The sequence below is a fragment of the Mycetocola sp. Y444 genome (assembly GCF_059445295.1).
Map to the genome: position 1 here is coordinate 283,412 of NZ_JCAIUB010000003.1, position 24,792 is coordinate 308,203.

Annotated in this window: 25 protein-coding genes; 10 read left to right on the forward strand and 15 right to left on the reverse strand. The window is 66.3% G+C overall.

The features are described from left to right. Positions 1-11: 11 nt before the first annotated feature. From AC1C2M_RS12825 to AC1C2M_RS12855, 7 genes are all read right to left on the reverse strand, one after another. Entirely contained in the window at positions 12-2,879 is a 2,868-nt protein-coding gene (locus AC1C2M_RS12825; RefSeq protein ID WP_495436889.1) for a helix-turn-helix transcriptional regulator, read from the reverse strand. 537 nt (positions 2,880-3,416) lie between these two features. Then, entirely contained in the window at positions 3,417-4,607 is a 1,191-nt protein-coding gene (locus AC1C2M_RS12830; RefSeq protein WP_495436891.1) for a MarP family serine protease, read from the reverse strand. 153 nt (positions 4,608-4,760) lie between these two features. Then, positions 4,761-5,186: a hypothetical protein gene (locus AC1C2M_RS12835; protein WP_495436893.1), complete on the reverse strand. Its 426-nt coding sequence runs from the start codon at positions 5,184-5,186 to the stop codon at positions 4,761-4,763. An 81-nt stretch (positions 5,187-5,267) separates the two neighbouring features. Continuing rightward, complete coding sequence (locus AC1C2M_RS12840; protein WP_495436895.1) at positions 5,268-5,792, reverse strand: metallophosphoesterase family protein; 525 nt, start codon at positions 5,790-5,792, stop codon at positions 5,268-5,270. A gap of 177 nt (positions 5,793-5,969) precedes the next feature. Further along, on the reverse strand, positions 5,970-6,161 hold the full coding sequence (locus tag AC1C2M_RS12845) for a hypothetical protein (protein WP_495436897.1): 192 nt from the start codon (positions 6,159-6,161) through the stop codon (positions 5,970-5,972). 21 nt (positions 6,162-6,182) lie between these two features. Next, entirely contained in the window at positions 6,183-7,028 is an 846-nt protein-coding gene (locus AC1C2M_RS12850; RefSeq protein WP_495436899.1) for a PRC-barrel domain-containing protein, read from the reverse strand. A gap of 15 nt (positions 7,029-7,043) precedes the next feature. Continuing rightward, complete coding sequence (locus tag AC1C2M_RS12855) at positions 7,044-7,700, reverse strand: hypothetical protein (RefSeq protein ID WP_483406445.1); 657 nt, start codon at positions 7,698-7,700, stop codon at positions 7,044-7,046. A gap of 132 nt (positions 7,701-7,832) precedes the next feature. On the opposite strand from AC1C2M_RS12855, the gene AC1C2M_RS12860 reads away from it, so the two are divergent. From AC1C2M_RS12860 to AC1C2M_RS12880, 5 genes are all read left to right on the forward strand, one after another. Further along, positions 7,833-8,582, forward strand: a complete 750-nt coding sequence (locus tag AC1C2M_RS12860) for a hypothetical protein (RefSeq protein WP_495436901.1) — start codon at positions 7,833-7,835, stop codon at positions 8,580-8,582. Positions 8,583-8,763: 181 nt separating this feature from the next. Next, the gene (locus tag AC1C2M_RS12865; protein ID WP_483406717.1) at positions 8,764-9,519 is read left to right on the forward strand and encodes an SDR family NAD(P)-dependent oxidoreductase; all 756 of its coding nucleotides are present in this window, start codon (positions 8,764-8,766) and stop codon (positions 9,517-9,519) included. Positions 9,520-9,567: 48 nt separating this feature from the next. Further along, on the forward strand, positions 9,568-10,860 hold the full coding sequence (locus AC1C2M_RS12870; RefSeq protein WP_495436902.1) for a M18 family aminopeptidase: 1,293 nt from the start codon (positions 9,568-9,570) through the stop codon (positions 10,858-10,860). Between the two features lie 336 nt (positions 10,861-11,196). After that, entirely contained in the window at positions 11,197-11,889 is a 693-nt protein-coding gene (locus tag AC1C2M_RS12875) for an SRPBCC family protein (protein WP_495436904.1), read from the forward strand. Beyond that, complete coding sequence (locus tag AC1C2M_RS12880) at positions 11,889-12,206, forward strand: ArsR/SmtB family transcription factor (RefSeq protein WP_495436905.1); 318 nt, start codon at positions 11,889-11,891, stop codon at positions 12,204-12,206. The genes AC1C2M_RS12875 and AC1C2M_RS12880 overlap by 1 nt, the downstream gene beginning before the upstream one ends. Positions 12,207-12,304: 98 nt before the next feature. Here the strand turns inward: AC1C2M_RS12880 and AC1C2M_RS12885 are convergent, their stop codons facing one another. The 3 genes from AC1C2M_RS12885 to AC1C2M_RS12895 form a co-directional block, all read right to left on the reverse strand. Further along, positions 12,305-12,625: a TFIIB-type zinc ribbon-containing protein gene (locus AC1C2M_RS12885; protein ID WP_495433293.1), complete on the reverse strand. Its 321-nt coding sequence runs from the start codon at positions 12,623-12,625 to the stop codon at positions 12,305-12,307. Positions 12,626-12,687: 62 nt separating this feature from the next. Then, positions 12,688-13,176 carry a glutathione peroxidase gene (locus AC1C2M_RS12890; protein ID WP_495436907.1) on the reverse strand — a complete coding sequence of 163 codons (489 nt, stop codon included), beginning with the start codon at positions 13,174-13,176 and terminating at the stop codon, positions 12,688-12,690. Between the two features lie 109 nt (positions 13,177-13,285). Next, entirely contained in the window at positions 13,286-14,935 is a 1,650-nt protein-coding gene (locus AC1C2M_RS12895; RefSeq protein ID WP_495436909.1) for an ABC1 kinase family protein, read from the reverse strand. A gap of 204 nt (positions 14,936-15,139) precedes the next feature. Between AC1C2M_RS12895 and AC1C2M_RS12900 the strand changes: the two genes are divergently transcribed. The 4 genes from AC1C2M_RS12900 (at position 15,140) to AC1C2M_RS12915 (ending at position 18,903) form a co-directional block, all read left to right on the forward strand. After that, positions 15,140-15,430, forward strand: coding sequence for a DUF4287 domain-containing protein (locus AC1C2M_RS12900; protein ID WP_495436911.1), 291 nt, complete (start codon positions 15,140-15,142; stop codon positions 15,428-15,430). A gap of 319 nt (positions 15,431-15,749) precedes the next feature. Beyond that, positions 15,750-16,901 carry a Gfo/Idh/MocA family protein gene (locus AC1C2M_RS12905; protein WP_495437556.1) on the forward strand — a complete coding sequence of 384 codons (1,152 nt, stop codon included), beginning with the start codon at positions 15,750-15,752 and terminating at the stop codon, positions 16,899-16,901. Between the two features lie 47 nt (positions 16,902-16,948). Next, a complete protein-coding gene (locus tag AC1C2M_RS12910; RefSeq protein ID WP_483406430.1) occupies positions 16,949-17,953 on the forward strand; it encodes a sugar phosphate isomerase/epimerase family protein in 1,005 nt (334 codons plus the stop codon). A 53-nt stretch (positions 17,954-18,006) separates the two neighbouring features. Further along, positions 18,007-18,903 (forward strand): 3-methyladenine DNA glycosylase, encoded by an 897-nt coding sequence (locus AC1C2M_RS12915; protein WP_495436912.1) that lies wholly within the window; start codon positions 18,007-18,009, stop codon positions 18,901-18,903. 375 nt (positions 18,904-19,278) lie between these two features. On the opposite strand, the gene AC1C2M_RS12920 is transcribed toward AC1C2M_RS12915, so the two are convergent. Both AC1C2M_RS12920 and AC1C2M_RS12925 read right to left on the reverse strand, forming a co-directional pair. After that, positions 19,279-20,076, reverse strand: a complete 798-nt coding sequence (locus AC1C2M_RS12920; RefSeq protein ID WP_495436914.1) for a TspO-related membrane protein — start codon at positions 20,074-20,076, stop codon at positions 19,279-19,281. A gap of 181 nt (positions 20,077-20,257) precedes the next feature. After that, complete coding sequence (locus AC1C2M_RS12925; protein ID WP_483406427.1) at positions 20,258-20,683, reverse strand: DapH/DapD/GlmU-related protein; 426 nt, start codon at positions 20,681-20,683, stop codon at positions 20,258-20,260. Between the two features lie 253 nt (positions 20,684-20,936). Here AC1C2M_RS12925 and AC1C2M_RS12930 point away from each other — a divergent pair, with 253 nt between their 5' ends. After that, on the forward strand, positions 20,937-22,133 hold the full coding sequence (locus AC1C2M_RS12930; RefSeq protein WP_495436916.1) for an MFS transporter: 1,197 nt from the start codon (positions 20,937-20,939) through the stop codon (positions 22,131-22,133). 65 nt (positions 22,134-22,198) lie between these two features. Here the strand turns inward: AC1C2M_RS12930 and AC1C2M_RS12935 are convergent, their stop codons facing one another. The 3 genes from AC1C2M_RS12935 to AC1C2M_RS12945 form a co-directional block, all read right to left on the reverse strand. Continuing rightward, positions 22,199-23,197: an SDR family oxidoreductase gene (locus AC1C2M_RS12935; protein WP_495436918.1), complete on the reverse strand. Its 999-nt coding sequence runs from the start codon at positions 23,195-23,197 to the stop codon at positions 22,199-22,201. A 130-nt stretch (positions 23,198-23,327) separates the two neighbouring features. Beyond that, a complete protein-coding gene (locus tag AC1C2M_RS12940; RefSeq protein ID WP_495436920.1) occupies positions 23,328-24,365 on the reverse strand; it encodes a PHP domain-containing protein in 1,038 nt (345 codons plus the stop codon). Positions 24,366-24,374: 9 nt separating this feature from the next. Further along, entirely contained in the window at positions 24,375-24,722 is a 348-nt protein-coding gene (locus AC1C2M_RS12945; protein WP_495436922.1) for a hypothetical protein, read from the reverse strand. Positions 24,723-24,792 lie beyond the last annotated feature (70 nt).

Consider the following 24,792-nt stretch of genomic DNA (forward strand, 5'->3'; position numbering starts at 1 on the left):
ACCGGGGCGGATCACTCCCTGGTGCGGGTGGCCAGCCGCGCCAGGTCGATGCGGTTGAGGGTCCCGGTCTTGCGCAGCAGGTTCGAGATGTGTGAGCTCACCGTCTTCTCGCTGATGATGAGCGCTCTCGCGATCTCGGCGTAGGTTCGCCCAGCGACGACGTGATCGAGAATCTCCCTCTCCCGCCTGGTCAGGCCGGAGAGCGGTGATCCGGCATCCGCGACCGCCGACGACTCCTCGACGGCGGCCGTCGGAATCCGCGCTGTGTCCGCCAGCGACTGCAGCAGCGAGTGCAGTGGCCGCGCGCCGAGCCGTTGACTGAGCTGAAGCCCCCGTCGAATAACGGATGCTGCTCGCTCACGATGGTGGACTCCCCGCGTCAGCAGGGCCTCACCGGCACGCCATAAACAGTAGGTCTCCTCCCACGGCAAAAGGGCATCCCGGAACTGATCGGCGACAGCGAGCCATTGAATGCCAATATCGGAATGTGCTCGCGCCCTCGCGATTTCTACGGCATATAGTGCGCCGAGTGCCGTGCACTGCAGGTCATAGAGGGGTGTCGGTCCGCCGACGTCGCGAATGATTCCTGGGAATTCCTCGACGAGCGCGGCGACCCGATCCAGTAGTTCGTCGGTGCCCTGGGCCGTGTCCCTTCGCACGTCGATTTCATTGGCGAGGCCACGCGCGGCGAGCGGTACCAACCACTCACACATTGTCGGAGGGAGCCCGATCGACCGCGCTCCCGCGATGGCGACCGCAAATGCAGCGAGATTATCGCCGTGAGCAAGGGCAACCTCCGCCCTGACCGCGTCGAACGCAAACGCCAGAAACCGGTGCGTCTGGAGAAACAGTTCGTCTGCGCGACTCATATGCGACACTGCTTCCGCGGTGTTTCCCTGCCACGCGGCCAGGCGGGCGGCCGTCAGCCTCGCGCTGGCATCCGTGACCGGTCCTGGATCAGAGCCCAGGACGTGCCGCAGCCGGTCGAGGCTCGCAGTCCAGTCACCGAACGCAAGCCTGGATGAGGATTCTGCCGCAGCGAGGAACGCAACGTAGGTGTGTGGCGCGCCCAGCCGCGCGAGTTGTTCCCGTCGGGAGCCCACCTGATCCGCGAACCGGGGCGCCGTCCAGATCTCGACGGCGTTCGCCTCCCAGAGGGCCGCGTGGGCGTACGCCCACCAGTCCCCCGCGTCGATGGCTGCCTCGAGTCCTCGCGTCGCGTGAACGAATGCGTCGTCGTTGCGCTGGTCGACCAGGGCCGCCATGGACATCGCTGTCCGTGCATACGACGTGGCGCGCGGGTGCCCGAGCTGTATCGCTCGCTGCAGCGCGTCTGCGGCCTTCGCGCCAGCGCCGGCGACGCCCGCCCACAGCTCGGCGTGCGCGAGTTCGGCGAGAGCGAGCGCGTACTGCCAACTCGACCTGTCGACGCTCGCCAGGTCGACGGCGGCTTGCGCTTCAGTGACCGGCAGGAAGCCGCGCCCGGTGGAGAACCGCAGGTGCATGCGGCGGACCATCAACTCAGCGATGTCCAGTGGAGCGAGTCCCGGTTCATCGAGCAGTTGCTCGATGGCCGCGAGTTCCGCCTCATGTGCCCCGGCAGCTTCGGCCGCGCCTCGGAGACGCTCGAGGAGGTCACGGGCGGTGCCAGGGGCATCCGGAACCAGCGGACGAAGTGCTACCGCCCGCGTCAGCAGCCGCATCATCTCCGGACGGCCACCAGCCCCGCCAGCCTCGGTCGCCGCACTGAGCATCCAGTCGAAGGCCTCGGCGAGGTGCCCGGCACGGTCGTGATGATCGGCAACCGCGACGAGGGTTTCGATCGGGCGCGGGCCGTTCGCGAGCTGACGCTCGTAGTAGTCGGCGAAGAGGGCGTGCCATCGGCGGCGGGAATCGGGGGTCAGGGAGCGCTCCAGGACCTCCGCGATGAGTGGGTGATGAAACCAGTAGGTGCCGTTCGGCGCCGCGTCGATGGTGTGTGTGTCCACGGCCTCTGCGAGGAGGCTCTGCACTTCAGCGACCCCGGAGACGGCTTGAAGTGCGTCCGCGGTGATCGGACCCCCGTGAACGGCGAGTACCTGCGCCAAGCCGCGCGCATCGGCGGAGAGACGACGCCAGGACTGCAGCACGGCCGAGCGGAGATCGTCCGGAAAGTCGGCACTGATGTGACGGGCATCGACGGGCAGCCCCGCAACGACGAGACGGGTGAGGTAGGCGTTGCCTCGCGTGTGTTCGAAGACCTCCTCGACCAACGACTGGTGAGGCGTCGCGCCCAGGAGCTCCGCCACCTGCTCCCCCGTCGAGACGCGGTCGAGCGGCGGAAGCCTGAGTTCGGTGATCCGGGGCAGCCGCCGTACGTCAGCCAGCCAGCGCTGGAGCCTGAAGTTCGAGTCGTCATCACGAACGGTGCCGAGGATGAGGAGTTGCCGATCGGGGCTTCCGGCGATGAGGTACATGAGGACGTCGAGGGTGCTCTGATCCGCCCACTGCAGATCGTCGACGGTGAGGACGACGGGACGGATCGCACACAGCTCGCTGAGCCACGCGTCGACGAGTTCCGGTACGTTCGGTGTGGCTTCGCTCAATCGCGGCGGCGGGGGCCCGGCTCCGGGATCCAGATCGCGCACGGCGGAGCGCAGGGCGAGGAAGGGGACGCTGAGGGATGTGAGCGGCAGGCAGGTGCCGTAGAGTTCCGTGGCCGCTCCCCCGAGCCCTGTCACCGATCGCACGAGCGCCGTCTTACCCACACCGGGATCACTCGAAATCAGGAGCGTCGCCGCGTGACCAGCCGCTGCGTCGGCGAAAAGCGCGCCGAGGAGGGTCAGTTCCGCGTCGCGACCGACGAGAACGGAGTCTGGCACGCCCTCTCGAGGCTCCATCGCTTCATTTTCGCACCGATCCGGGCGGTAACCGAGTGCGGCTCTGACATTTTCTCACCCAAACCCGTCGAGTTGCACGCGTCGGGGTGAGACCCGCGATCTCAGGGGTTATGGCCGCCTTCTGAGGGTTCTCCACCGATGCGGCTCGGTCGGCCACCGAGGATGCTCGACTCAGGTCAGGTGGTCGAACCATCACGAGGAGAACTGATGTCCAGACAAAGTCGTTCGGCATACGGAAGTTTCACACGGCGGCGTTTTTCTGCGCTCGCCGGCGCAGCGGCAGCTGGAGGGCTCCTCGTCGGGATCGGCTCTGCGGCCCTGTCCGTGGGAGCCGCTGCGCAACCGGGGCCGCTACCGTCATCGCCCGTGGTTTCTGTGTCGCTCACGGCTGCGTGCCCGCTCGAGAGAATTGGCACTCAGTTCGTCAAGTGCGACAACCTCACCGGCGCGGGGGTGCGTGCCCCCTCGTACATTCCGGGTGTCCAGCGCCTCGGCCTGGGCGATCACCGGTAGGTGCCCGATAACGGCTGCGGTGCGCTAGCGCGTGCAGGCCCCGGAACCGACCGCGGTCGTGAGTGACGGTGCCTGCGCGATCACCGGAAGCGCCTCTTCCATCGTGAGGGCATAACCGACGTTCGCCGTGGCGTCCGACTTTGCAAAAATGACCCCGGCCACAGAGCCGTCAGTCGACAGCAATGGGCCGCCCGAATTGCCCTGCTGCACGTTGGCCGCGAGCGTGTACACCTGCCGCGGTGTGGGGTTTGACCCATAAATATCGGGGACCAGGGTGGTGCCCTGCGCGAGAACGCTGGCGGATCCGGCGGTGAACGGGCCGCCGAACGGATACCCCATCACCGCAGCCTCTGCGCCGGCCGGGAGCGTCGGCGACATCGCCAGTGGAGGCGCGTCGAGGCCTGAGACGTCGATCACCGCGAGGTCATCGACCGGGTCGAAGTAGACGATGCGACCCGAGCGGGGCAGTTCGTTGGGTGCCTCAACGACGAGTTCCGTCACGCCAGCGAGTACGTGTGCGTTGGTCACGACCCGATCGTCGGCGACGACAAAGCCGCTGCCGACCCGCCCGGTGCCGCACGACGGCGCGTTTCCGGTGATTCGAACGACGGATGCCGCCGCGGTCGTCAGTGCAGGAGAGTCCAGTGTGACCGCCGGCAGGTCTGGTGCGGTTGACGGCACACCGACGGCCTCGAGCACGCGCGGAAGGCCGTCGTTCATGACCGTGGTGCGCAGCTGAGCCAGGAAGGACTCGACCGGTTTCGGCATGAGCGAGTCGAGCGTCCTCAGCACTGTCGACGATGCCAGCGACTGGCTGAGGATCGGGGCGCCGAGCGTCTGCGCGCTGAACGCAAGCAGCGAGATGACGATGAGCGCCACCGAGGTGTTCGCCAGTGCGCCAGCGAGCTTTTCGATGAGGCGCAGTGGAGTCTTGTGCAGTGGCTGCCCGATGACGTTTCCGAGCGCGATCCCCACCGTGTATCCGAGGCTGATGAGCAGGACCGCAGCGAAGACGGATGCGAGAACACGCCACTCAGGGAGCCAGGTGGCGATGAGTGGGAGGAGGAAAAACGCCGCGACTCCCCCGGCGACCATGCCGGCGATTCCGCCGAGGATGCGGAAAAATCCGCGGCTGTAACCCTGGATCAATGCTCCGAGGAGAACAATGACGAGAACGACGTCGAGCGCTATCGAGCCGAATGAAATGACGTCCAATGGCCCTCCAGCCTTCCCGACTCATTGTAGGTGCGGCATCCGTGAGGACGCCGGGCCGACGCTGGGCCTGACGAAGCATCGCCTGACGCAGTTCGACCCGCCCCCGGTGCGGGAGCGGGTCGAACGAGTACTGCGCGAGTGAGTGTGGCGTCTCTAGCGCTCAGATCCGGTCTCGTCGACGGCGGGTGATTCGCTCGATGCCAACGCGTCGCTGTCGAGAGCATCGGTGACCTGGGAAACCGTGGTGTCTTCGTTGTCCGTGCCCGGTTCGACCTCACCGTGGGTGTTGCTGAACAGGTGCTGGTCGTTTTCGGAGTCATCCTCGCCGCCCGCGACGTCAGAGGTCGAGGTCTCGACGTCTGCTTCGTCAACGTCGAGGAACGCTGCGTCCTGCTCGACCGGCTCTCCGGCGACCGCGTCGTTGGTTACCGTCTGCTTGGCGAGTGCTTCTTCATCTTTGGGGTCGCCAACTCCCCACACGCCACCTTCCGAGGTCACGCCCTCGGTTGCCTGGCTCCCGCCACTGATCTCGGTGTCCTCGTCGCCATGGCCATTGGTGCCCTGGGTTGCGTCGCTCATGATTCTCCAATCGGTCGTCGGGACCTTCCACGCTAGGTCGCTTGTCAGGAGCGACTCAAGGGGTTGCGAATTGCGCCCGAGTTACCCCTGGCCTGGCTGGGCGTCCCGCGCGACGGGAACGAGCTCCACGTTTCTGAGAACTCCGCCATCGGCGACGGCAGTGAGGTAGGTGCAGACCGGCTGGCGACGCCTGTCGGTGGGTGAACCCGGGTTGATCAGTCGGAGTCCGTTTGGACTCGTGGTGTCCCACGGGATGTGGCTGTGTCCGAACACCAGCACGTCGACATCAGGAAACTCCAGATCAGCCCGCTTTTCCCGGCCACTGGCCTGCCCGGTCTCGTGAATCATGGCAAAACGGATGCCGTCGATTTCCGTCCGTGCGACGAGGGGGAGCCGCCGTCGAAGGCCCGCACCGTCGTTGTTGCCGTACACCCCGACCAAACGGTTCGCGCGTTCCTCAAGCTGGTCGAGGAGTGGTTCGGTGATCCAGTCGCCGGCGTGGAACACAACATCCGCATTATCGACCGCGGCCCAGACCTGAGCGGGAAGCTCCTTCGCTCTCGCGGGGACGTGGGTGTCCGCGAGGAACAGGAGGTTTGTGGGCATAGGCCGATTCTGCCATCTTCGCCGCTCCTGCCTTGATACCGGGTGAACCAAAGCCGGGCACGCCAAAGGGCCGCCACCGATCCCGTGGGAATCAGCGCGGCCCTTCAGTGAGTTTGCCGTTCAGGCGGTTGTCGTTCAGCTGGCGTGTTCGGCTAGCGGGTTCAGCGGTTGCTCGCGTCAGCCCTGGCCTGAAACATGGGCCATGAAGTAGTCCAGGTGCTCTGCTTCTACGGCTTCCTCGTCGAGGGCTCGCTTGCGATCACGAGCGAGCGCCTCGGCATCCGTCGTTGCTTGTTCTGTGACACCCTCAGAGGGCTTCTGGTCGGAGTTCTGGTCAAGGGTAGAGTCGTCATATTCTTCTTGATTCATAACATTCCGTTTCCGTTATATCTACCGGGAGCTATCGCGCTGAGCCGCGTGTCGTGGCCCGCTCCGGCGAGTGTCCCCGTCTGCGGCGGCGTCTGCTCCGGGTACTCCGGTGTCGCGCGGCTGACCGCCGTCTGAACTGACGGCATCCGCTCGAAGGTCGGCCCGAACCGGCGTCGTGCCCTGCAGCGGGGTCTGATGCTGCACCGGTTCCTGGTTCGGCGACTCGTGGTTCTGCACGGGAGCCTGGTTCTGGACAGGCTCGCTCTCGCTGTTCTGAACCGGCTCGCGGCCCTGATCCCTGTCCTGAACCCGCTCTCGGTCCTGCACCGGCTCGCGGTTCTGCACCGGTTCGTGGTCTCGAACCGGTTCGTACGTAGTTTCCCGCACGGGTTCATGCGTCGTGCCGTTCGACGAGTCGTGGCTCGCGCCGGTATCGTCACGTCGCTCAGCGCCGACGGCTTCTTCCTCCCGCTTGCGCTGGGCGGCCTGCTCCATCAGCTCGGTTCGCTCGGGGTATTCTTCCGGCGGTCGTGCGGTTCCACCGTCGCTGTCGACATCGCTGAGTCCGAAGTATCGATTGAGCGCTTCCTCGTTGTGCGGGCTCAACCCCTCATCGGCGTTCAGGCGAGGTGCTTCGAGCACGGTCTCCTTGTCGAGTTCCGTCCTGAGTACTTCGCCATCCCAGGTGGCGTTTGCCAGCGGCACGAATGACTCATGACGGCCGAGAAAGCCGGTTTTGATCGTGACCCAGTTGGGGCTGCCCGTTTCCGGGTCGACGAAGACCTGTGCGATGTTGCCGATCTTTTCGTTGTCGGCACCGAACAGGGGAGCGCCCTGGATGCCACCGACGTCTCGTGAATCAAGCATGTGATCTCCCTAGGGTTAGCGGCCGAGTCCGGCCCGGTCGACGCGACGGTGGAAACGCATACCGGCAAGTCCGCCGAGGACAGCACCGGCGAGGGAAACAGCGAGCGCGAGAAGCGCCGTGATGATTCCGCTGGCGGTCAGTTCTTCCGGGCTGGTCGGGATCCGCGGGAATGCGTCGAGGTTGGCGAGAATGTTGAACTCGTTCCCGGCAACGGCGCCGAGAATGGCGACGACAATGGCGATGATGAGCGCCCAGAGCCACACGGCGATTCCCTGCTTCGCGCCCTCGAACCGTGCCATCCGGCCGGCAACGTAGCCACCGCAGTAGTACGCGATGAACAGGATGACGAGCGCGATTATCGCGGAGACGAGAACGCCCCCGAGTTGTGCGCTCATGGCGTCGTCCGCGACGTCGTCGACCCCGCCTGCAATGGCAAGGGCGATCGCTGCGACCAGCGCCGTCAGGATCACGGTGAGTCCGGTCGCGGTCAGCCAACCGAAAAATGCCGAGCCGAATTTCATTCCGCCGAAGCGTTCCTTCTCGCGAGCGACGACGTCTTCGCGGTACGACTTCTGTGACTCAGCGGGTACAGCGGCGAGCGGCTCTGACGAGCTGTTGTCGTTATGCGCCGCGGCTCGCGCCGTTCTGTCCCTGTCTTCTGGAGTGCTCATTGTGCTGTTCCTCTCCTAGCCTGTCCGTCAAGTCAAGGCCTTAGCCAAGTCCGGATGCAAGGGGTTGCGGTTTCGGCACCGGTGCCTCAACCCTTGGTGTCCGAGCGGTGGTGCAGGCCGTAGATTAGGACTGTGACACGGCGACATGGCCCACTTGTGCCCCTGGTGATTGGCCTCGCCGCGCTCGTCGGCTTCGGCTGGATCTGGATCGCCACCGAGTCATCCGACGCCCCAGCCTCAACGGTTCGCTGGTTCATCTCTGAGTCGTCGCTCGCCCTCGCGATTCTGGTGCCGGCCGTGTGCCTCTTCTTCGTCATCCGTGCCATCCATAGCCGGCGCCTCGAGGCGCGCGAAGCGGCGCGACCGCCAGCGACCGGCGCCCAACAGGCCGGTGACCTGCTGTGGTCGCTCTCGAAAGGACTGCTGCCGCAAACCACAAAGGCTGCAGATATACAGACGGATGCCACCGAGCCGGTTTTCATCGCCAGGCCGGCAGTCATCGCGAGCCACCGCCAGCTCACACCGGCGACGCGGACGCTCCTGACGACAGCGAGGGCGCTGGTGCTCTCCCGAGATTCCGACGGTGTTCCGGGGGAGAGGGCCGCGCTCCGGGCGTGGGAGGCTCCGCGAGAGGTGAGCGTTGCGGCAACGGACAGGCGGTTCCTGCTCCGGGACTCGACCGGTCTCGTCGACGTGCAGTACGCGAGCATCACCGCGGTTCACCTCGTCCAGGGTGCGGTCCTGCTGCGCCTGGCGGACCGCCCGCCGATGCTCGTGATCTGTGAGCAGGCCGAATCGATCGCCGTGCTCGCCGTGTGGGGGAGTGCCGGCGAAGCTGCCCTCAAGCGGCATCCGGATTTCGTGGCGCTGCGGAAGTCCTGACCCCGCAGCACCGCACACCCCGCATTACCAGCCACCCGCAGCACCATCCACCCCGGCTCCACCTCGGCTCCGCCCGGCTCGGGCCGGGACCAATGACCGGTGACAAATCCGGGGTCGTGTGGTGGTCTGAACCCTCCATAGAACGGGCTCGCCGTTCGGGTGCCCAGCGGGGTGGAGAAACATCGTGGCCGAGAAATTCACAGGCAAAATTGCCGTCATCACCGGTGGCGGATCCGGAATCGGAAGGGCGATCGCGATGGCACTCGCCGACGAGGGCGCGAGCGTCGTTGTCAACGATCTCCGTCACGAGGTCGCCCAGTCGGTCGTTGAGGAAATCACCCACGCGGGCGGAACGGCGGTGGCCATTGCCGGTGACGTGTCGCATCCCGACGACGTCAGAGCAGCGGTGGAAAAAGCCGTCGATACCTACGGCGCCCTTCACCTGGCCGTCAACAACGCCGGCATCTGGGGACCGACCGAGCCAGTCGCCGAGATCGACATAGCGGCATACCGCAGCCTGATGCGGATCAACCTCGACTCCGTCTTCTACGGCATGCACTTCCAGGTGCCGGCGATGATCGCGGCCGGCGGGGGAGCCATCGTCAATACGTCGTCGATCCTCGGACTGGTGGGCGATCCCCACGCGATCCCGGATGCCGCGGCGAAACTCGGTGTCGTCGGAATGACCAGGGCGGCCGCGCTGGGCTGTGCCGCCCAGGGCATCCGGATCAACTCGATCCATCCCGGCTATATCGACACTCCTCTCCTGGAGGGAATGACGCCCGCCGTGCGCACAGCCCTCGTGGCCAGGCATCCGCTCGGGCGACTGGGTCTCGCCGCGGAAGTCGCCGCCGTCACCCTCTTCCTGCTCTCCGATGACGCCTCGTTCGTCACGGGATCCCAGTACGTGGTCGATGGTGGATTCACCGCGCAGTAGGGCCGCCAGTGGCGGCCCGCCCCGTACGCCCCGTGATTGGATGGGACCATGACTGACGCGCACGCCCATACCGATTCCGTCGCCACCTATATCGAGGACTTCGGTCGGTTCATCGCCGCGAGCCCGTCGTCGTACCACGCGGCCGCCGAGACGGCCCGACGGCTCGAGGTCGCGGGTTTCTCGCGACTGAACGAATCGGAAGAATGGCCGACCGGAGCGGGAAATCGGTACGTCATCCGCGATGGTGCTGTGATCGCGTGGCGCCAGCCGGCGGCATCCGTTGCGACGACACCCTTCCGGATTCTCGGGGCGCACACCGACTCGCCAGGTTTCAAGCTCAAACCGAAGCCAACGATCGGCGCACACGGCTGGCTTCAGGCCGGCGTCGAGATCTACGGCGGGCCGCTGCTCAACTCGTGGCTCGATCGCGAGCTTGAGCTTGCCGGGCGCATCGTCACCCGCGAGGGCCGTGAATACCTGGTGCGAACCGGGCCGTTCCTGCGGATCCCGCAGCTCGCCATCCACCTCGACCGCGACGCCAACTCCGGGCTCACCCTCGACCGCCAGCGGCACACCACCCCCGTCTTCGGCGTCGGCGACGTCAGCACAGCGGATGTCATCGGTTACCTCGCGCACATCGTGGGAGTGGAGAGCTGGGATGTCGCCGGTTACGACATCCTCACCGCCGACACGCAGGAGCCACGCCGGTTCGGCCTCAACGATTCGCTGTTCGCGTCCGGTCGCATGGACAACCTCTCGTCGGTGTACGCCGGACTCGTCGCGCTGCTCGGTGCCCCTGCGGAGGCGGAGCACATCAGCGTTCTCGCGGCGTTCGACCACGAGGAGCTCGGTTCCGAGACGCGGTCCGGGGCGGCTGGACCGTTTCTCGACGACGTTCTATCGCGGATCGGGGCGGGCCTCGGGGCATCCGTTTCTGACAGGCTGCGTGCCTACGCGGAGTCATGGTGCCTCTCTGCCGACGCCGGCCACTCGGTGCACCCGAACTACGCCGAGAAGCACGACCCGGTCAACCACCCGGTCGCGGGCTCGGGGCCGCTGCTCAAGATCAACGCCAACCAGCGATACGCGACGGATGCCGCCGGTGCGGCGCTGTGGACGCGCGCGTGTGCCGCAGCCCGGGTGCCGCACCAGGAGTTCGTGTCGAACAACACTGTGCCGTGCGGATCGACGATCGGGCCGCTGACGGCGACCCGGCTCGGGATTCGGGTCGTGGACGTTGGCGTGCCGCTGCTGTCGATGCACTCGGCCCGCGAACTCGCCCATGTGGACGACCTCTTCGGGCTGTCGGCCGCCGCTGGCGCGTTCTTCGCGGGGGCGTAGGGCGGCACCTGGGCCTCGGCGGTTTCCGCCTCGGGCCCGGCCCCGGGAGTTTCGGGAGGAAAATCGCGGGGTCTGTCGCGAATGGGCGGCCGGCCCCGGCACGTTTCCGCCCGAAGTTGCGGCGCACCCTCTGCGGGGTGGCACCGCTCGTCGGCTGTCTCCGCCTCGGCGCCCGGCCCGGCCCCGGTGTTTCGGGAGGAGAATCGTGGGGTCTGTCGCGAATGGGCGGCCGGGGCCTGTGTATTTCCGCCCGAAGTTGCGGCATACCCCTGCGGCTACCCTCGGCGGGGTGACTCGCCCTTGTATATATAAGTCCCGCTTGATATGTTGGGCCGCATGGACATCAACTCTTCGGAACTCACAGAGACGACGGCCGCCCAGATCGGCGCCGTCACACGACGCTTGAGCCGCCGCGAGGTCGACGGTGAGAGTGGACGGGTCGTGACCATCTCACAGACCTACCCGACGAGCCTGGCCGACCTGTGGAACGCCGTCACGACGGGCGACCGCATCAACCGCTGGCTCATGCCGATCACGGGGGACCTGAAAGTCGGCGGCCACTACCAGCTCGAGGGCAATGCGGGCGGCGAGGTTCTCGAGTGCGCCGAGCCGCACACCCTCGAAGTGACCTGGGAGTACGGCGGCGACGTGAGCTGGGTCACCGCCCGGCTGACCGGCGACGAGACCTCCGCGACCCTCGAGGTCGAGCACACCGCCCTCGTCGACGACGCCGACTGGAAGCAGTTCGGGCCCGGCGCCGTCGGCATCGGCTGGGACTCGATGCTCCTCGGCCTGGCCCTCCACCTCACGAGTGGCGCGAGCATGGACCCCGCCGAGGCCATGGCGTGGATGGAATCGCCCGATGGCATCCGCTTTATGACGCGAAGCAATGACGCCTGGCGTGAGGCGAACATCGCTGCGGGGGAGAAGAAAGCGGATGCCGATGCCGCGGCGGCACGCTGCCTCGCTGCCTACACCGGGGTCGGCCCGGATCCCGCGGAGGGCGTCGCGGGGGACGTCACCGGGTAGTGCACGCCTTCGATATCCTCGGCGACCCGGTGAGGCGGCGACTGCTCGAGCTGCTGGCCGAGAGTGAACGCCCGGCGGGCGAACTCGTCGACATCATCAGCGCCGAGTTCGGCATCAGCCAGCCCGCCGTGTCGCAACACCTCAAGGTGCTGCGGGAGAACGGCTTCACCACCGTGCGAGCCGACGGTCGGCGGCGCATTTACGCCGTCGACGCCGAGCCGCTCCAGGCCGTCGACGAGTGGCTCGCGCACTTCCGCGGCTTCTGGACCCAGCACCTCGACGCCCTGGGCACCGAGATCGCCCGCGGAAAGCGCTGACCAGTACTCATGACGCAAACGGATGCCGTCCTCAGGTCGTGAGGGCGGCATCCGTTGTCAGGCGGTCACGTCAAGCGGCGTGACAACCGCGAGTTTTTCTAGCCGAACAGGTCGGCGATCCAGCTTTCCTTCCTGGACTTCCGGTAGCCGTTGCGGTCGTCGTCGTAGCGGCGGTCACGGTCACGATCGTTGTCGCGCTCACCGAAGAACGGCACCTGCTGGCGCTGCTCCTGGTACTGCGGGCGGGGCGCTGCGGCCGGCGCCGGCGCGCTCTTCGTCATCTCGGCTTCGGCGCGATCGATGATCTTGTCGAGCTCGCCCCGGTCGAGCCACACGCCGCGGCACTCGGGGCAGTAGTCGATCTCGACGCCGCTTCGCTCGCTCATGACGAGGGTTGTTGAGTCAGTTGGGCACTTCATGATGTCCTCCAAGACGAACGTTTCCTTCATCATATGGAGGGCGATGCGGCCCAACCTGAGCGTCAGGCGGCTGGGGCGAGTGCGCCCTCGATGACCGAGACGATCTCGGGGGAGTCGGGCGCTGTCGTCGGCCGGAACCGGTACACGGTGTCATCGGGCGTGATGACGAATTTCTCAAAGTTCCACTTGACCTTGCCAGCCTTGCCATTGGCATCCGGCGTCTTGGTCAGCTCTTTGTACAGCGGAGCGGCGTCCTTGCCGTTGACCCTGATCTTCTGCATGATCGGGAAGGTCACGCCGTGGTTGATGCGGCAGGCCTCCTCGATGGCCTCGCCCTCGCCCGGCTCCTGGAAGAACTGGTTGCTCGGAAAGCCGAGAACGACGAAGCCGCGATCGCGATACTTCTCGTACATGGCCTCGAGAACGTCGTACTGCGGCGCGAGGCCACACTTCGACGCAACGTTGACGACAACAACCACCTTGTCCTTGTGCTCAGCCAGGGTGGTGGTGCCGCCGGAGATCGTGGTCAGGGGGATATCGCGGATGCTCATGGCCAGAGAGTATGCCCGGATGCTTGGGGTTGGCTGCGAATCGTGCAGTTCCTGCATCTTTGTGCGGGATCGCGGCACTGCGGCGGTGCGCCGGGGGAGCGGATGGCCACTAGCGCAGTTTGCGGCGGTGCCGTGCCGACACGGCCAGGTAGGCGCTGAGCGCGCCGAGGGATCCGATCCCGACGCGCATGAGCGGTTCGCTCCAGGCGCGCCAGCGGGAATCGCCCGAGACGGTGAACTCGCCGATGCCCCGAATCAGCGCTGAGGCGATCATCGCGACGACGAGCCGGTTGCCGATCTTCTCGACCCGGCCCATGATCGGGTCGAGTCCCTCAGCGCGCACCTGGATCTCGATGCCGTCCGGCCCGATCGAATCCGACAGCATCCGGAGCTTCTCCGGCAGTTCCACGCCGAGCGCCGCGAGCTGACGGCCGATCTCCGAGGCTCGACTCACCAGCGCTCGTGGCGAGAACCGCTCGGCGGCAAAGCGCGTCGCATAGGGCTGCAGGGCGACGCTGAGCCGGAAGGTGGGATCGAGGCGCACGCCGATGCCCTCGATCATCGAGAGCATCCGCAGCAGCAGAACGAGCTGGGGGTCGAGTTGCAGCCGGTGGCGGCGCAGCACGCCCAGGAGTTCGGCGACCATGGCACCGATTTCGAGCTCGGCGAGTTGCTTGCCCGAGTAGAGGGTCATGAAGTGGGCAAAGTCCCGGCGCAGGTGCGGGCGGTTCACGTGGGCCGATGTCGACGTGACGGTGAGGACCGCCGAGGCGATGTGGTCGGGATCGCCCTGGAGGAGCGCTGAGAACAGGGAGACGAGGTGGTCGCGCATCTTCTCGTCGATGGAGCCGACCATGCCGAAGTCGATCAGCCCGATCCGGCCGTCCGTCTCGATGAAGAGGTTACCCGGGTGGGGATCCGCGTGGAAGAAACCGTCGACGAACACCATCTGGCAGACGGCGTCGACGGCGAGGGTAATGACCTCAGAGCGGTCAACGCCGGCCTCGTCGAGCGCGGGCAGGTCGTCGACCCGAACTCCCGTGATTCGCTCGAGCGTCAGCACCCTCGATGTCGTGGTCTCCCAGAAGACCCGGGGGATGTGAATCCTGCTGTCCCGGAAATTCTCGGCGAACCGTTCGGCGTTCCTGGCCTCGGTCAGATAGTCGAGCTCGGCACGGATCGTCACGGAGAACTGGTCAATGAGTCCGACCAGGTCGTAATCGGCGGCGAGTTCCCAGCGCGCCTCGGCCTGGCTGGCCAGGTTGGTCAAAACCTCGAGGTCCTCGTGAACCTGGGCCACGGCTCCAGGGCGCCGCACTTTGACGACGACGCGTGTGCCGTCTTTCAGCACTGCGGCGTGAGCCTGGCCGATAGACGCGCTGGCCAGGGGTTCTTCGGTGAACTCCGCGAACAGTTCCGAGGTCGGGGCACCGAGCTCGGACTCGATCACGTTCATCACGACGGCACTCGCCACGGGGGGCGCGCTCGACTGCAGCTTGGACAGCTCGGCGATGTAGTCCGGCGGCAGGAGGTCGGCGCGGGTCGACAGCAGCTGGCCCACCTTGATGAAGGTCGGCCCGAGTTCCTCGAGAGCCATGCGCAGGCGCTCGGCGCTTGGGTTGCGCTTCTCGGCCCTCGCCGAATCCGCATTGCTGATCCACCGCCCGAGTCCGAGCCCACCGGCAAGGGCGCCGAAGCCGTTTCGGCTCAGCACCTTGGCGATCTCCGCGTATCGATCCAGTCGGCTCGATGGCGTCATGATTGGCTCCTCGGGTCCGGGCGGTGATGGGTCATTCAGGACCTTCCGACGGTCACAGTGGGCCTATGCAGCGCGGGGCGGTGTGGCTAGGATCCCTGTCATCGGCGGCGAACCCCGCACTCCCGCACTTTTTGCTGAGGCAACCGTATCGGTCGAGTCGGCGCGGGAACAGGGCCGAGTTGTCGCGTCACCGAAGGGAACCGGATGTCATTTCAGGCTTACCTCGATGCGATCGAGGAGAAGACCGGGCTCACGCCGCGTCAGCTCGTCGAGATCGCGCGGGAGAGAGGGTTCGACGGCGAGTCCGCGAAGGCAGGCGAGGTGCTCGAGTGGCTGAAGGGCGACTACGGCCTCGGTCGCGGGCATGGAATGGCACTCGTGCACGTGATTAAAAAGGGCCCGCAGATCGACGCGAAATTTGTCGGGACAGCGGGTGCCCACAGCGACGAGTCCGACACGCTGTGGCTCGATGGCAAGGCGACGAAGCCCGCGTGACCCGCGAGAGCATCAGTTCCGGTCGAGAACACCCGGCGCAACGGATGTTTTCGACCGCAACGGATGCTTTCGGCCTCCGCGATCTTGATTGGGACGTCGCGCAGGTCGCCCCGGCCCCGGGCTTCCGGCCCAGAACTCGCGTCCGTGAGGACTGGGGATATGTCGTGCAGCGCAACGAAACCCGTTTCACGTCGGTGGATTCTGTTATCGTGGCAGCGTCGACGAGGACCGCCCCGGCCAGCACAGCCCCGTCGATCCTCGATCGGAATACTCAGACGGAGACACTGTGACCACTGCCAAGCGACCACTTCGAATCGCCATGATCGGATACGGCTTCATGGGAGCCGCCCACTCACAGGGCTGGAGGGTCGCACCGCGGTTCTTCGACCTGCCGGCCGAGCCGGAGATGACGTTACTCGTTGGTCGCAACGCGGAAGCGACGAAGGCCGCCGCGGAGAAGTTCGGCTGGGCCGAAACGGCGACGGACTGGCGGGATGCTGTCGCGCGCGACGATATCGACGTGATCGACATCGTCACCCCTGGCGACTCGCACGTCGACATTGCGATCGCGGCGCTCGAGGCGGGCAAGCACGTCCTCTGCGAGAAGCCTCTCGCGAACACCGTCGAGGAGGCCAGGGCCATGGCCGACGCCGCTGAGAAAGCCGCAGCCAAGGGTGTCTACGCCATGGTGGGCTTCACCTACCGACGCGTTCCCGCAGCGACGTTCGCCCGCGACCTCGTGGCATCCGGTGCGATCGGCGACGTCCGTCAGGTTCGCGCGAACTACCTGCAGGACTGGCTGGTTGACCCCGAGGTTCCGCTCGCGTGGCGCCTGCAGAAGCACCTCGCCGGTTCCGGCGCCCTCGGCGACATCGGAGCTCACGCCATCGACCTGGCTCAGTTCATCACCGGGCAAAAGCTCACAAGCGTGAGCGGCATGCTCGAGACGTTCGTCAAGCAGCGGCCCATTCTCGCCGAGGCGTCCGGGTTGTCCGGAACGGCATCCGATGAACTCGGTGATGTCACCGTGGACGACCTCGCGCTGTTCACCGGCAAGTTCGATGGGGGAGCCGTCGGCTCGTTCGAGGCGACACGGATGTCGACCGGGCGGAAGAACGCCTTCAGGATCGAGGTCTCCGGATCGAAGGGTGCAATCTCGTTCGACCTCGAGAGCCTCAACGAACTCGGCTTCTATGACGCAACAGCGCCCGCCGACCGCCAGGGCTTCACGAGGATTCTCGTCACGGAACCGCAGCACCCCTACATGGAAGCGTGGTGGCCCACCGGCCACATGCTCGGTTACGAGCACGGTTTCAGCCACCAGGCCCGCGACTTCGTGGTGAGCGTCGTTGAGGGCAGCCAGCCGACACCGTCGTTCGCCGACGGGCTCCAGGTGCAGCAGGTGCTCGAGGCTGTCGAGCAGAGCGCCGAGTCCGGAAGCTCGTGGGTCGCGACGTCCGGCAACGACTGAGCCCCGAGCATCCGTTCTCTCGATCGCATTGACCAAGGAGTAAATTCATGACCCGTCCTGTCACGTTGTTCACCGGCCAGTGGGCCGACCTGCCGTTTGAAGAGGTCGTGCGCCTCGCCTCAGAGTGGGGTTATGACGGGCTCGAGATCGCCTGTTGGGGCGACCACCTCGACCCGTCGCGCTGGGATGACGAGGAGTATGTCGCTGGCAAGCTCGCGCTGCTGGAGAAGCACAACCTCAAGGTCTGGACGATCTCGAACCACCTCAAGGGGCAGGTCGTGTGCGACGACCCCATCGACCAGCGGCACCGCGACATCGTTTCGGATGCCGTCTGGGGCGACGGTGACCCCGAGGGCGTGCGGCAGCGTGCTGCCGAGGAGCTCAAGAACACCGCGAGGCTCGCGGCGAAGCTCGGCGTGAAGACGGTAACGGGCTTCACGGGCTCGGCGATCTGGAAGTACGTCGCGATGTTCCCGCCGGCGTCGGAGGAGATGATCGAGGCCGGGTATAAGGACTTCGCCGACCGCTGGAACCCGATTCTCGACGTGTTCGACGAGGTCGGCGTGCGGTTCGCGCACGAAGTGCACCCGTCGGAGATCGCGTACGACTACTGGACGACGGTGCGGGCGCTGGATGCCATCGGTCACCGTGAAGCGTTCGGCCTCAACTGGGACCCGTCGCACATGGTCTGGCAGGACATCGACCCCGTCGCGTTCCTCTGGGACTTCCAGGACCGGATCTACCACGTGCACTGCAAAGACACGAAGAAGCGCCTCGGCAACGGTCGCAACGGGCGGCTCTCGTCGCACCTGCCGTGGGCGGATCCGCGCCGTGGCTGGGACTTCATCTCGGTCGGACACGGCGATGTGCCTTGGGAAGACGCCTTCCGCATGATGAACGCGATCGGCTACGACGGCCCGCTCTCGGTTGAGTGGGAAGACGCGGGGATGGATCGCCTGGTCGGCGCTCCCGAGGCGCTCGAGTTCGTGCGGAAGTTCGCCTTCCCCGCGCCGGACGCCGCTTTCGACGCCGCGTTCAGCACGGGTAACTAGGTTCCTGCTCCGGCAGCGGCGTGGTGAGGGGTCGGGCGAGTTACCCTCGGAGGGTGCCCGATACTCTCACCGCCCCCGCCGCGCTGCTCGGACGCGCCGAGTGGCAGGCGCGCGAGCTGGCGCACGTCGAGCGTGCTGATGCTCTCACCGCCGACTGGCGGGCGCGGGTGCAACGTGGCGAGAAGCATCCGATCGACGACTTCCTCTTCACCTACTACCCGGTGAAACCCGCCCACCTGCGGCGGTGGCACCCGGGCGCTGGCGTGACGCTCGCCGAGGCGGGGGAGTTCGAGCGAGCCGGCTGGCGCTGGTATCGAACGGATGCCGCCGGCGCGGTCGACGTCGACGCGGCGGCTTTTCTAGCGGCGAAGTCCGCCACTGTCGACTTCATCGAACGGCTTCTCTCCCGAACCGCGGCCAGGGTGAGCCAGTTCGGCTGCTTCGGACTGCACGAGTGGGCGATGGTCTACCGGCAGGGGGCGCACAGGCGCGACGTGCCGCTGCGGCTCGGGCAGAACGGCACCGACGAGGTCGTCGAATCGCATCGCATCGGGTGTTCGCACTTCGACGCGTTCCGCTTCTTCACACCGGATGCCGTGCCGCTCAACCGCCTCAGCCCGACCCGCGACAATCAGCCGGAGCTCGAACAGCCCGGCTGCCTGCACGCCGGCATGGACGTCTACAAGTGGGCGGCCAAGCTCGGGCCACTCGTGCCCGGCGACGTGCTGCTCGACGCGTTCGACCTGGCCCGCGACATCCGCTGGCTCGATATGCGCGCGTCGCCGTACGACGTGTCGCCGTGGGCCGGGGATCCGGTTGCGATCGAGACGCCCGAGGGCAAGGCCGAGTACGTGCGCGAGCAGCGGGCGTTCGCTGACCGCTCGAACGCGCTGAGGCACCGGGTGGTCGCGGCGATCCGGGTAGCTCGGGCTGTCGCCCTGCCCGTGTAGCCGTGTGCCGGGGGCTGGGTTGCTCGGGCGGTGCGGCGGCGCAGTTTCGGGAGGAAAATCGTGGGGTCCGCGCTCGTATTGGCGATGCGCCGCGCGAATTACCGCCCGAAACCGTGGTGGCGGGCGGAACGGGCCGATGAACGGCAGGTGACGGGCGGAAGGGACCGGCGAACCGCGGGTGATCAGGTGACCGGGGACCGGGTGGCTCGCCGGGTTGGCGGCGGAGTTTCGGGAGGACGATCGTGGGGTCCGCGGTCGTATTGGCGATGCGCCGGGCAAGTCACCGCCCGAAACCGCGGTGACGGACGGAACGGACCGAGCGCCGCGGGTGACTTCGCTGCGGATGCCGCGGCAGATGGCGCGGTCAGGCAGCCGTCAGCGAGTTCGCTCGGGCAGCGGCCGCGGCGCACGCACCCGCGCGACGACGGTGACCACAACGAGTACCACAACCACAACAATCGCGGCGATGCCCGTCGGCTGCGAGATAAAGTCGCCAGCGAGGCGCCCGACGGCCACCCAGGCGATTCCCCAGCCGAGCGCTGCGGTCGGCGCGAGGCGGCCCTTGCTGCACAGGGCAAGCGCGCTACCGATGATCCCGGCGACGACAATGAGAATGACCCCCCACACATCGGGGGAGAGGCCGAACCCGTCGAATCCGGCGGCGGCGAGCACCGCCGCCGTGTTGGCGACCGTCGCGATGGTCACCCAGCCGAGGTACAGCCCGACGGTGCCGTCGGTCACAATGGCATCGACGATATTGGCCGGTCGACTCGCGAGGGTGATACGGAACGCCACAATCAGCACGATCAGCAGCAGCACAATCACCGGAACGCTCGCCCAGAGCACGTCGAACTGCACGCTGAGGATCCACGCCGCGTTGAGGATGAGCGACAACGCGATCGGATAACCGAGGCGGCGATGACGTTCCGCGGTTTTCTGCGCGGGGAGCAGTTGCCAGATCGCGTACGCCAGGAGCCCGGCGTAGATCACCGACCAGATGCCGAAAGCCGGTCCGTCGGGTGCGACCGGTGTCGCATCCGCCGACAGTGCGCCGCCAGACGCTTCGGCGATAGGCGTACCGCCAGCGGCTCCCGATCCGATGAAGCCCCCGATCAGCGCAATGATCGCGCTGACGAGAACGATGATCTGTCGAAGTCGGTCATTGTGCTTCATGGCTTTCCCCCCGGTCGCGGCGCCCGCGTGCGTCGGGCGCATTTCCGACGATAACAACGAAGCATCCGGAGCGAATCAAACTTTTGGAGGTGCGTGACTTTCTCCTGATGGCACGAAAAAACGGATGCCGGCTCGCGGCATCCGTTTCGGGAATGGGTGGTGGGGGTCTGGGGGGGGGGGGCTACGCGGCGCGCGTGATGTGGTCGGGCACACGCGTTGCGCCACGACCGCTGGGGACGACGGCGTTTGCTGCAATTGTGCTGTCTCGGGTGATGTGCGCCCCGGCGCCGATCTTCGCGTTGGCTCCGATGCGGCAGTGGCTGCCGACCTCGGCGCCCACTCCGATCATCGCACCAGCGCCGACGTGCACGTTGGCGCCAACAAAGACACCGGGTGACAGTACCGCGTCACGGTCGATCCAGCTGCCCGCACCGATCCAGCAGCGACCGGCGATTTGGGCACCGGGCTCGACGTACGCGGTTGCATCAAGGAATGTGGTCGGGTCTACTTTGGCCGTTGATGCGACGAACCCGCGACCGTTGCTGTGGCGACGGTACTTCGCGATTTCGCCCTCTCGGGACTCAATCTCTTCAAATACTTTGCTCATGATCTCCTTCGGCGCGCTTGCCCGCAGAATGAGGCGGACTTTGTGCGCTACCTCAAACAACACGCGGTAGCACCTGTGGATTCCTCCTACTCAGCGACCTGCCAGTTTCGGGATTCACGGCCCTGCCGCAGCCGCTCTCGCCGCGGCATCCCGGCGTTCCCTGAACTTCGTCCTCAGGATTGAGCGCTAAAATCGTCCTTTGGCTCGTCATCTCCAGTGGTGCGTAGTCCCTGGACATGAAAGTGATTTACCTGTGATCGACACCAACTCAAAATTGTGGACGCCCCGATTCCTTCTCGCGGTGCTCGTGAACTTCTTCGTCTCGATGGTGTTCTACCTGTTGATGACGACGATGGCGCTGTACGCCGTCGAGCGCTTCTCCGCATCAGACACCGCGTCGGGGCTCGCATCGAGCACCTTCATCATCGGTGCACTCATCGCCCGGATCTTCGCCGGTAAGTTCCTCGACTTCGTCGGTCGGCGACGGATGCTGGTTATCGCGCTGGTCGTCTACGTGATCGCCGGCATCCTGTACATTCCCGCTGACAGCCTCGTTTTGCTGCTGATCATCCGGACCATTCACGGTATGGCTTTCGGCGCGGCGAGCACCGCGGTCTCGGCGTCGGTCATGGGCTTGATCCCCGCTCATCGACGCAGTGAGGGCACCGGCTACTTCGGCATTTCGATGACACTCGCGACCGCCATCGGCCCGTTCCTCGCCGTGGTTCTGGTCGAGTACGCCACCTACGAAGCGCTGTTCGCCGTCTGCGCCGCGTGTGCGGCTATCGGACTCGTGCTTGCCCTGTTCCTCAAGCTGCCGGAGCAACCGCCGACGCCGGAACACGCCGCAACGCGGTGGAGCATGCGCCCGCGCGACCTCTTCGAGCCTGCCGCGATGTCGATCGGTGCTGTCATGTTCGTGGCCGCCGTCGGTTACTCGGGCATCATCGCGTTCCTCAACTCCTTTGCCCGGGCAGAGAACATGGTCGCCGCCGCCAGCGCCTTCTTCCTGATCTACGCGGCCGTCGTCCTGATTTCGAGGCTCTTCATGGGCCGGATCCAGGACCGCTACGGAGACAACGCCGTCGTCTATCCAACCCTGCTGTCGTTTGCCATCGGACTCGCGCTGCTGGCCTATTCGCCCAACGGCGTGGTCCTCGCGTTCTCCGCGGTGTTCATCGGTTTCGGGTTCGGCGCCCTCATGCCGTGCGCCCAGGCGATTGCGGTGACGATGTCTCCGCGACACCGCATCGGTGTGACGACCTCGACCTTCTTCCTCATGCTCGACGCCGGTATCGGGTTCGGTCCGCTCGTGCTCGGTTCACTGCTCCCGTTGACGGGCTTCCACGGCATGTACGGCCTTCTCGCCGTGATTGTGCTGCTCGCGGGCGTGCTCTACCACTTCCTGCACGGGTACCGGAAGTTCCGTCCGATGCCGATCGCGGTCTGATCCGTCGATCGCTGGTTCGCGCGGCGCCTGAGCTCGCGCCGCGCGTTCGCGCGGTATAGCGCGGCTCAGTCGCCGCGTTCCTCCGCCCGGCTCTCGACGAAGCGACGAGCGAGCCACACACCGAGGGCCGCTGCGAGCAGAGTGCCGATCGTCTTCCGCCGGTCTTCGCGCTCGCTCCCGCCCCAACCGCCGGTGATTGCGGCATCCGTTGCCGGTGGCGGTGAGTAGAGGGTTCCCCGCGTCGGCCGGGCATCTTTGGTGCGGGACAGGTGCGTCTTGTCGGTCTGCAGGGCCATCTGTGTCTCGACAGCCGCGGGCGTCTTGCGGTGTTGAGCGACCATCGCCTTGGCGATCGCGCCACCGACGACGAGCTCGCGACGCGGTTTCTTCGATACCTTGACGATCGCCCTGGCCACGAGATCGGGGCTGTACACAGGGGGCATGGCCACCACTTCACGGCCCGTGTAGTTCGCGGCGTGGCGGAAGAACGGGGTATCCATGGTCGCGGGCATGATCGTCGACACCGAGATGCCTTTGTGCTTCGATAGCGCGAGCTCGGACCTGAGGCTCACCCCGAGGGCCCGCACCGCAGCCTTCGACATGCCGTATGGCGCTGTGTACGGCTGCGGGACTTCGCCCACGATCGACGCCACGTTGATCAGGGAGCCGCTTCCCTGCTTCGCCATCACGGCCAGGGCTGCCCTGGCGCCGTAGACGCAGCCCAGGATGTCCACGTCGAGCACGCGACGGAAGTCGTCGAGCGGCATCTCGAGGAACGGTGCGAAGGCAGAAACCCCCGCGTTGTTGACCCACACGTCGATCCCGCCGCATCGGGCGACCGCGGTTCGGGCCAGAAGCTCGACCTGTCCGGCATCCGTGACATCCGTGGGCACCGCGAGTGCCTCACCTCCGGCGTCCCGGCACTCGCCAGCCAGGGCGGCAAGTGCCTCCGCGCTGCGGCTCGCGAGCACGACTGTTGCACCCCGGGCGGCGAAGCGCAGGGCTGTCGCCCGGCCGATGCCGCTCGACGCGCCTGTGATCACGACTACGGTCTTTGACGACATCTGCGTTCTCCTTCACATCCGGCACCGGACTGGTTCGACTTGTGCTGGCTCAACGGTGCGCTTCCGGCGCTTTGCGGTCAACGGGTGGCCAAAACACCGTCGGTGGGTTAAAAGCTCCCGGTCCGTGGGTTTAGGCGCCACTCCACTCGAGCAGCCGGTCGAGCGGCCAGGTCGTGACGATCCGCTCAGCCGGAACACCCACCGCGTCGGCGCGCGCCGCTCCGAGATCGAGCAGCCCGAGCTGGCCGGGAGCGTGAGCGTCGCTGTCGATGCTGAACAGGCACCCGGCGTCCAGCGCGAGCTGGATCAGGTCATCCGGCGGATCCCGTCGCTCCGGGCGCGAGTTGATCTCTACGGCGACGTCGTTCTCGGCGCACGCAGCGAACACAGCCGCGGCGTCGAACGTCGACTGTGGGCGCGTTCCCCTCCCGCCCTGCACAAGCCTGCCGGTGCAATGCCCGAGCACGTTGACGTGCGGGTGACGGATGGCGGCGAGCATCCGCTTCGTCATCTCGCCCGACGGCATCCGCAATTTGGAATGCACGCTCGCCACGACGACGTCCAGCCGGTCGAGCACTTCGTCTGACTGGTCGATGGCTCCGTCTTCGAGGATGTCTACTTCGATGCCGGACAGCATCCGGAAGTCCTTGAAGCCCTCATTGAGCGCGTCGAGCTCGGTCAGTTGTTCCTCGAGTCGCTCGGTGCTCAGCCCGTTGGCCACCCGCAGCGACGGCGAGTGGTCCGACGCCACGAGGTAATCGTGGCCGAGCCGCTGGGCGGTGCGCGCCATGGATGCGAGGTCGGTCGTGCCATCCGACCACAGGGTGTGGCTGTGCAGGTCGCCCTTGAGCTTCGCGCGCAATTCGGTGCCGTCCTCGGTCACCGGGCCGCCGATCCGCTCGCGAAGGTCGGCCAGGTAGTCGGGAACCTGGCCCGAAACCGCCTGCTCGATCACGGTCCAGGTGGTCGAACCGATGCCCTTGCGGCGCTTGAGGCTTCCGTCGGCCACCCCGGCCGCAACTTTGTCATCACCGAGCGGTTCGATCGTCGCGAGGGCCGTGCGGAATGCCTTCGTCTTGTATGGCGACGCGAGGTCGCGCTCGAGGAGGAAGGCGATCTCGTCGAGCGCCTCGGCCGGAGTGAGAGCGGGAGTCGTGGCGGATGTCATGGCGCGCGATCAGTCCTCGTCGATTTTCTTCAGGAGCGTGCCGAGGGCATCCCGGATGTCGTCATAGTCATACTGGCCGGCGCGGCTCTCGCCCGAGATCACCGCACAGCGGTGGACCTTCTTAAAGTCGCCGATCGGGAACTTGTAGTGCCCCTTGGTGTCGTCGGGGTGTTCGTCGTCGACGCCGAGGTGCCACTTCGAGTACTCCGCCCAGCTCTCCTTCTTGATGAACTTGTTCTCGTCGTCGGCTGTCGGCGCATGCTCGCTCCAGTCGTCTCGCTCATCGCGGACCACTGTGCCCTTCGTGACGAGGCTCTTCGCGTGACGAAATGCTTTGTCGTTGAGTTTCACAGCCATCTCGGCTCCTTCCCGCGGGGCATCCCCGGTTCGTTGGCGGTCTGTCGGCCGCGCAGCACGGCTCATCAAG

Bases quoted from the DNA above. Each gene is read 5' to 3' on its own strand.
- AC1C2M_RS12825 (WP_495436889.1), bottom strand. From the start codon at position 2,879: ATGGAGCCTCGAGAGGGCGTGCCAGACTCCGTTCTCGTCGGTCGCGAC.
- AC1C2M_RS12835 (WP_495436893.1), bottom strand. From the start codon at position 5,186: ATGAGCGACGCAACCCAGGGCACCAATGGCCATGGCGACGAGGACACC.
- AC1C2M_RS12840 (WP_495436895.1), bottom strand. From the start codon at position 5,792: ATGCCCACAAACCTCCTGTTCCTCGCGGACACCCACGTCCCCGCGAGA.
- AC1C2M_RS12845 (WP_495436897.1), bottom strand. From the start codon at position 6,161: ATGAATCAAGAAGAATATGACGACTCTACCCTTGACCAGAACTCCGAC.
- AC1C2M_RS12850 (WP_495436899.1), bottom strand. From the start codon at position 7,028: ATGCTTGATTCACGAGACGTCGGTGGCATCCAGGGCGCTCCCCTGTTC.
- AC1C2M_RS12855 (WP_483406445.1), bottom strand. From the start codon at position 7,700: ATGAGCACTCCAGAAGACAGGGACAGAACGGCGCGAGCCGCGGCGCAT.
- AC1C2M_RS12870 (WP_495436902.1), top strand. From the start codon at position 9,568: ATGACTGACGCGCACGCCCATACCGATTCCGTCGCCACCTATATCGAG.
- AC1C2M_RS12875 (WP_495436904.1), top strand. From the start codon at position 11,197: ATGGACATCAACTCTTCGGAACTCACAGAGACGACGGCCGCCCAGATC.
- AC1C2M_RS12885 (WP_495433293.1), bottom strand. From the start codon at position 12,625: ATGAAGTGCCCAACTGACTCAACAACCCTCGTCATGAGCGAGCGAAGC.
- AC1C2M_RS12890 (WP_495436907.1), bottom strand. From the start codon at position 13,176: ATGAGCATCCGCGATATCCCCCTGACCACGATCTCCGGCGGCACCACC.
- AC1C2M_RS12895 (WP_495436909.1), bottom strand. From the start codon at position 14,935: ATGACGCCATCGAGCCGACTGGATCGATACGCGGAGATCGCCAAGGTG.
- AC1C2M_RS12900 (WP_495436911.1), top strand. From the start codon at position 15,140: ATGTCATTTCAGGCTTACCTCGATGCGATCGAGGAGAAGACCGGGCTC.
- AC1C2M_RS12905 (WP_495437556.1), top strand. From the start codon at position 15,750: ATGATCGGATACGGCTTCATGGGAGCCGCCCACTCACAGGGCTGGAGG.
- AC1C2M_RS12910 (WP_483406430.1), top strand. From the start codon at position 16,949: ATGACCCGTCCTGTCACGTTGTTCACCGGCCAGTGGGCCGACCTGCCG.
- AC1C2M_RS12920 (WP_495436914.1), bottom strand. From the start codon at position 20,076: ATGAAGCACAATGACCGACTTCGACAGATCATCGTTCTCGTCAGCGCG.
- AC1C2M_RS12925 (WP_483406427.1), bottom strand. From the start codon at position 20,683: ATGAGCAAAGTATTTGAAGAGATTGAGTCCCGAGAGGGCGAAATCGCG.
- AC1C2M_RS12935 (WP_495436918.1), bottom strand. From the start codon at position 23,197: ATGTCGTCAAAGACCGTAGTCGTGATCACAGGCGCGTCGAGCGGCATC.
- AC1C2M_RS12940 (WP_495436920.1), bottom strand. From the start codon at position 24,365: ATGACATCCGCCACGACTCCCGCTCTCACTCCGGCCGAGGCGCTCGAC.
- AC1C2M_RS12945 (WP_495436922.1), bottom strand. From the start codon at position 24,722: ATGGCTGTGAAACTCAACGACAAAGCATTTCGTCACGCGAAGAGCCTC.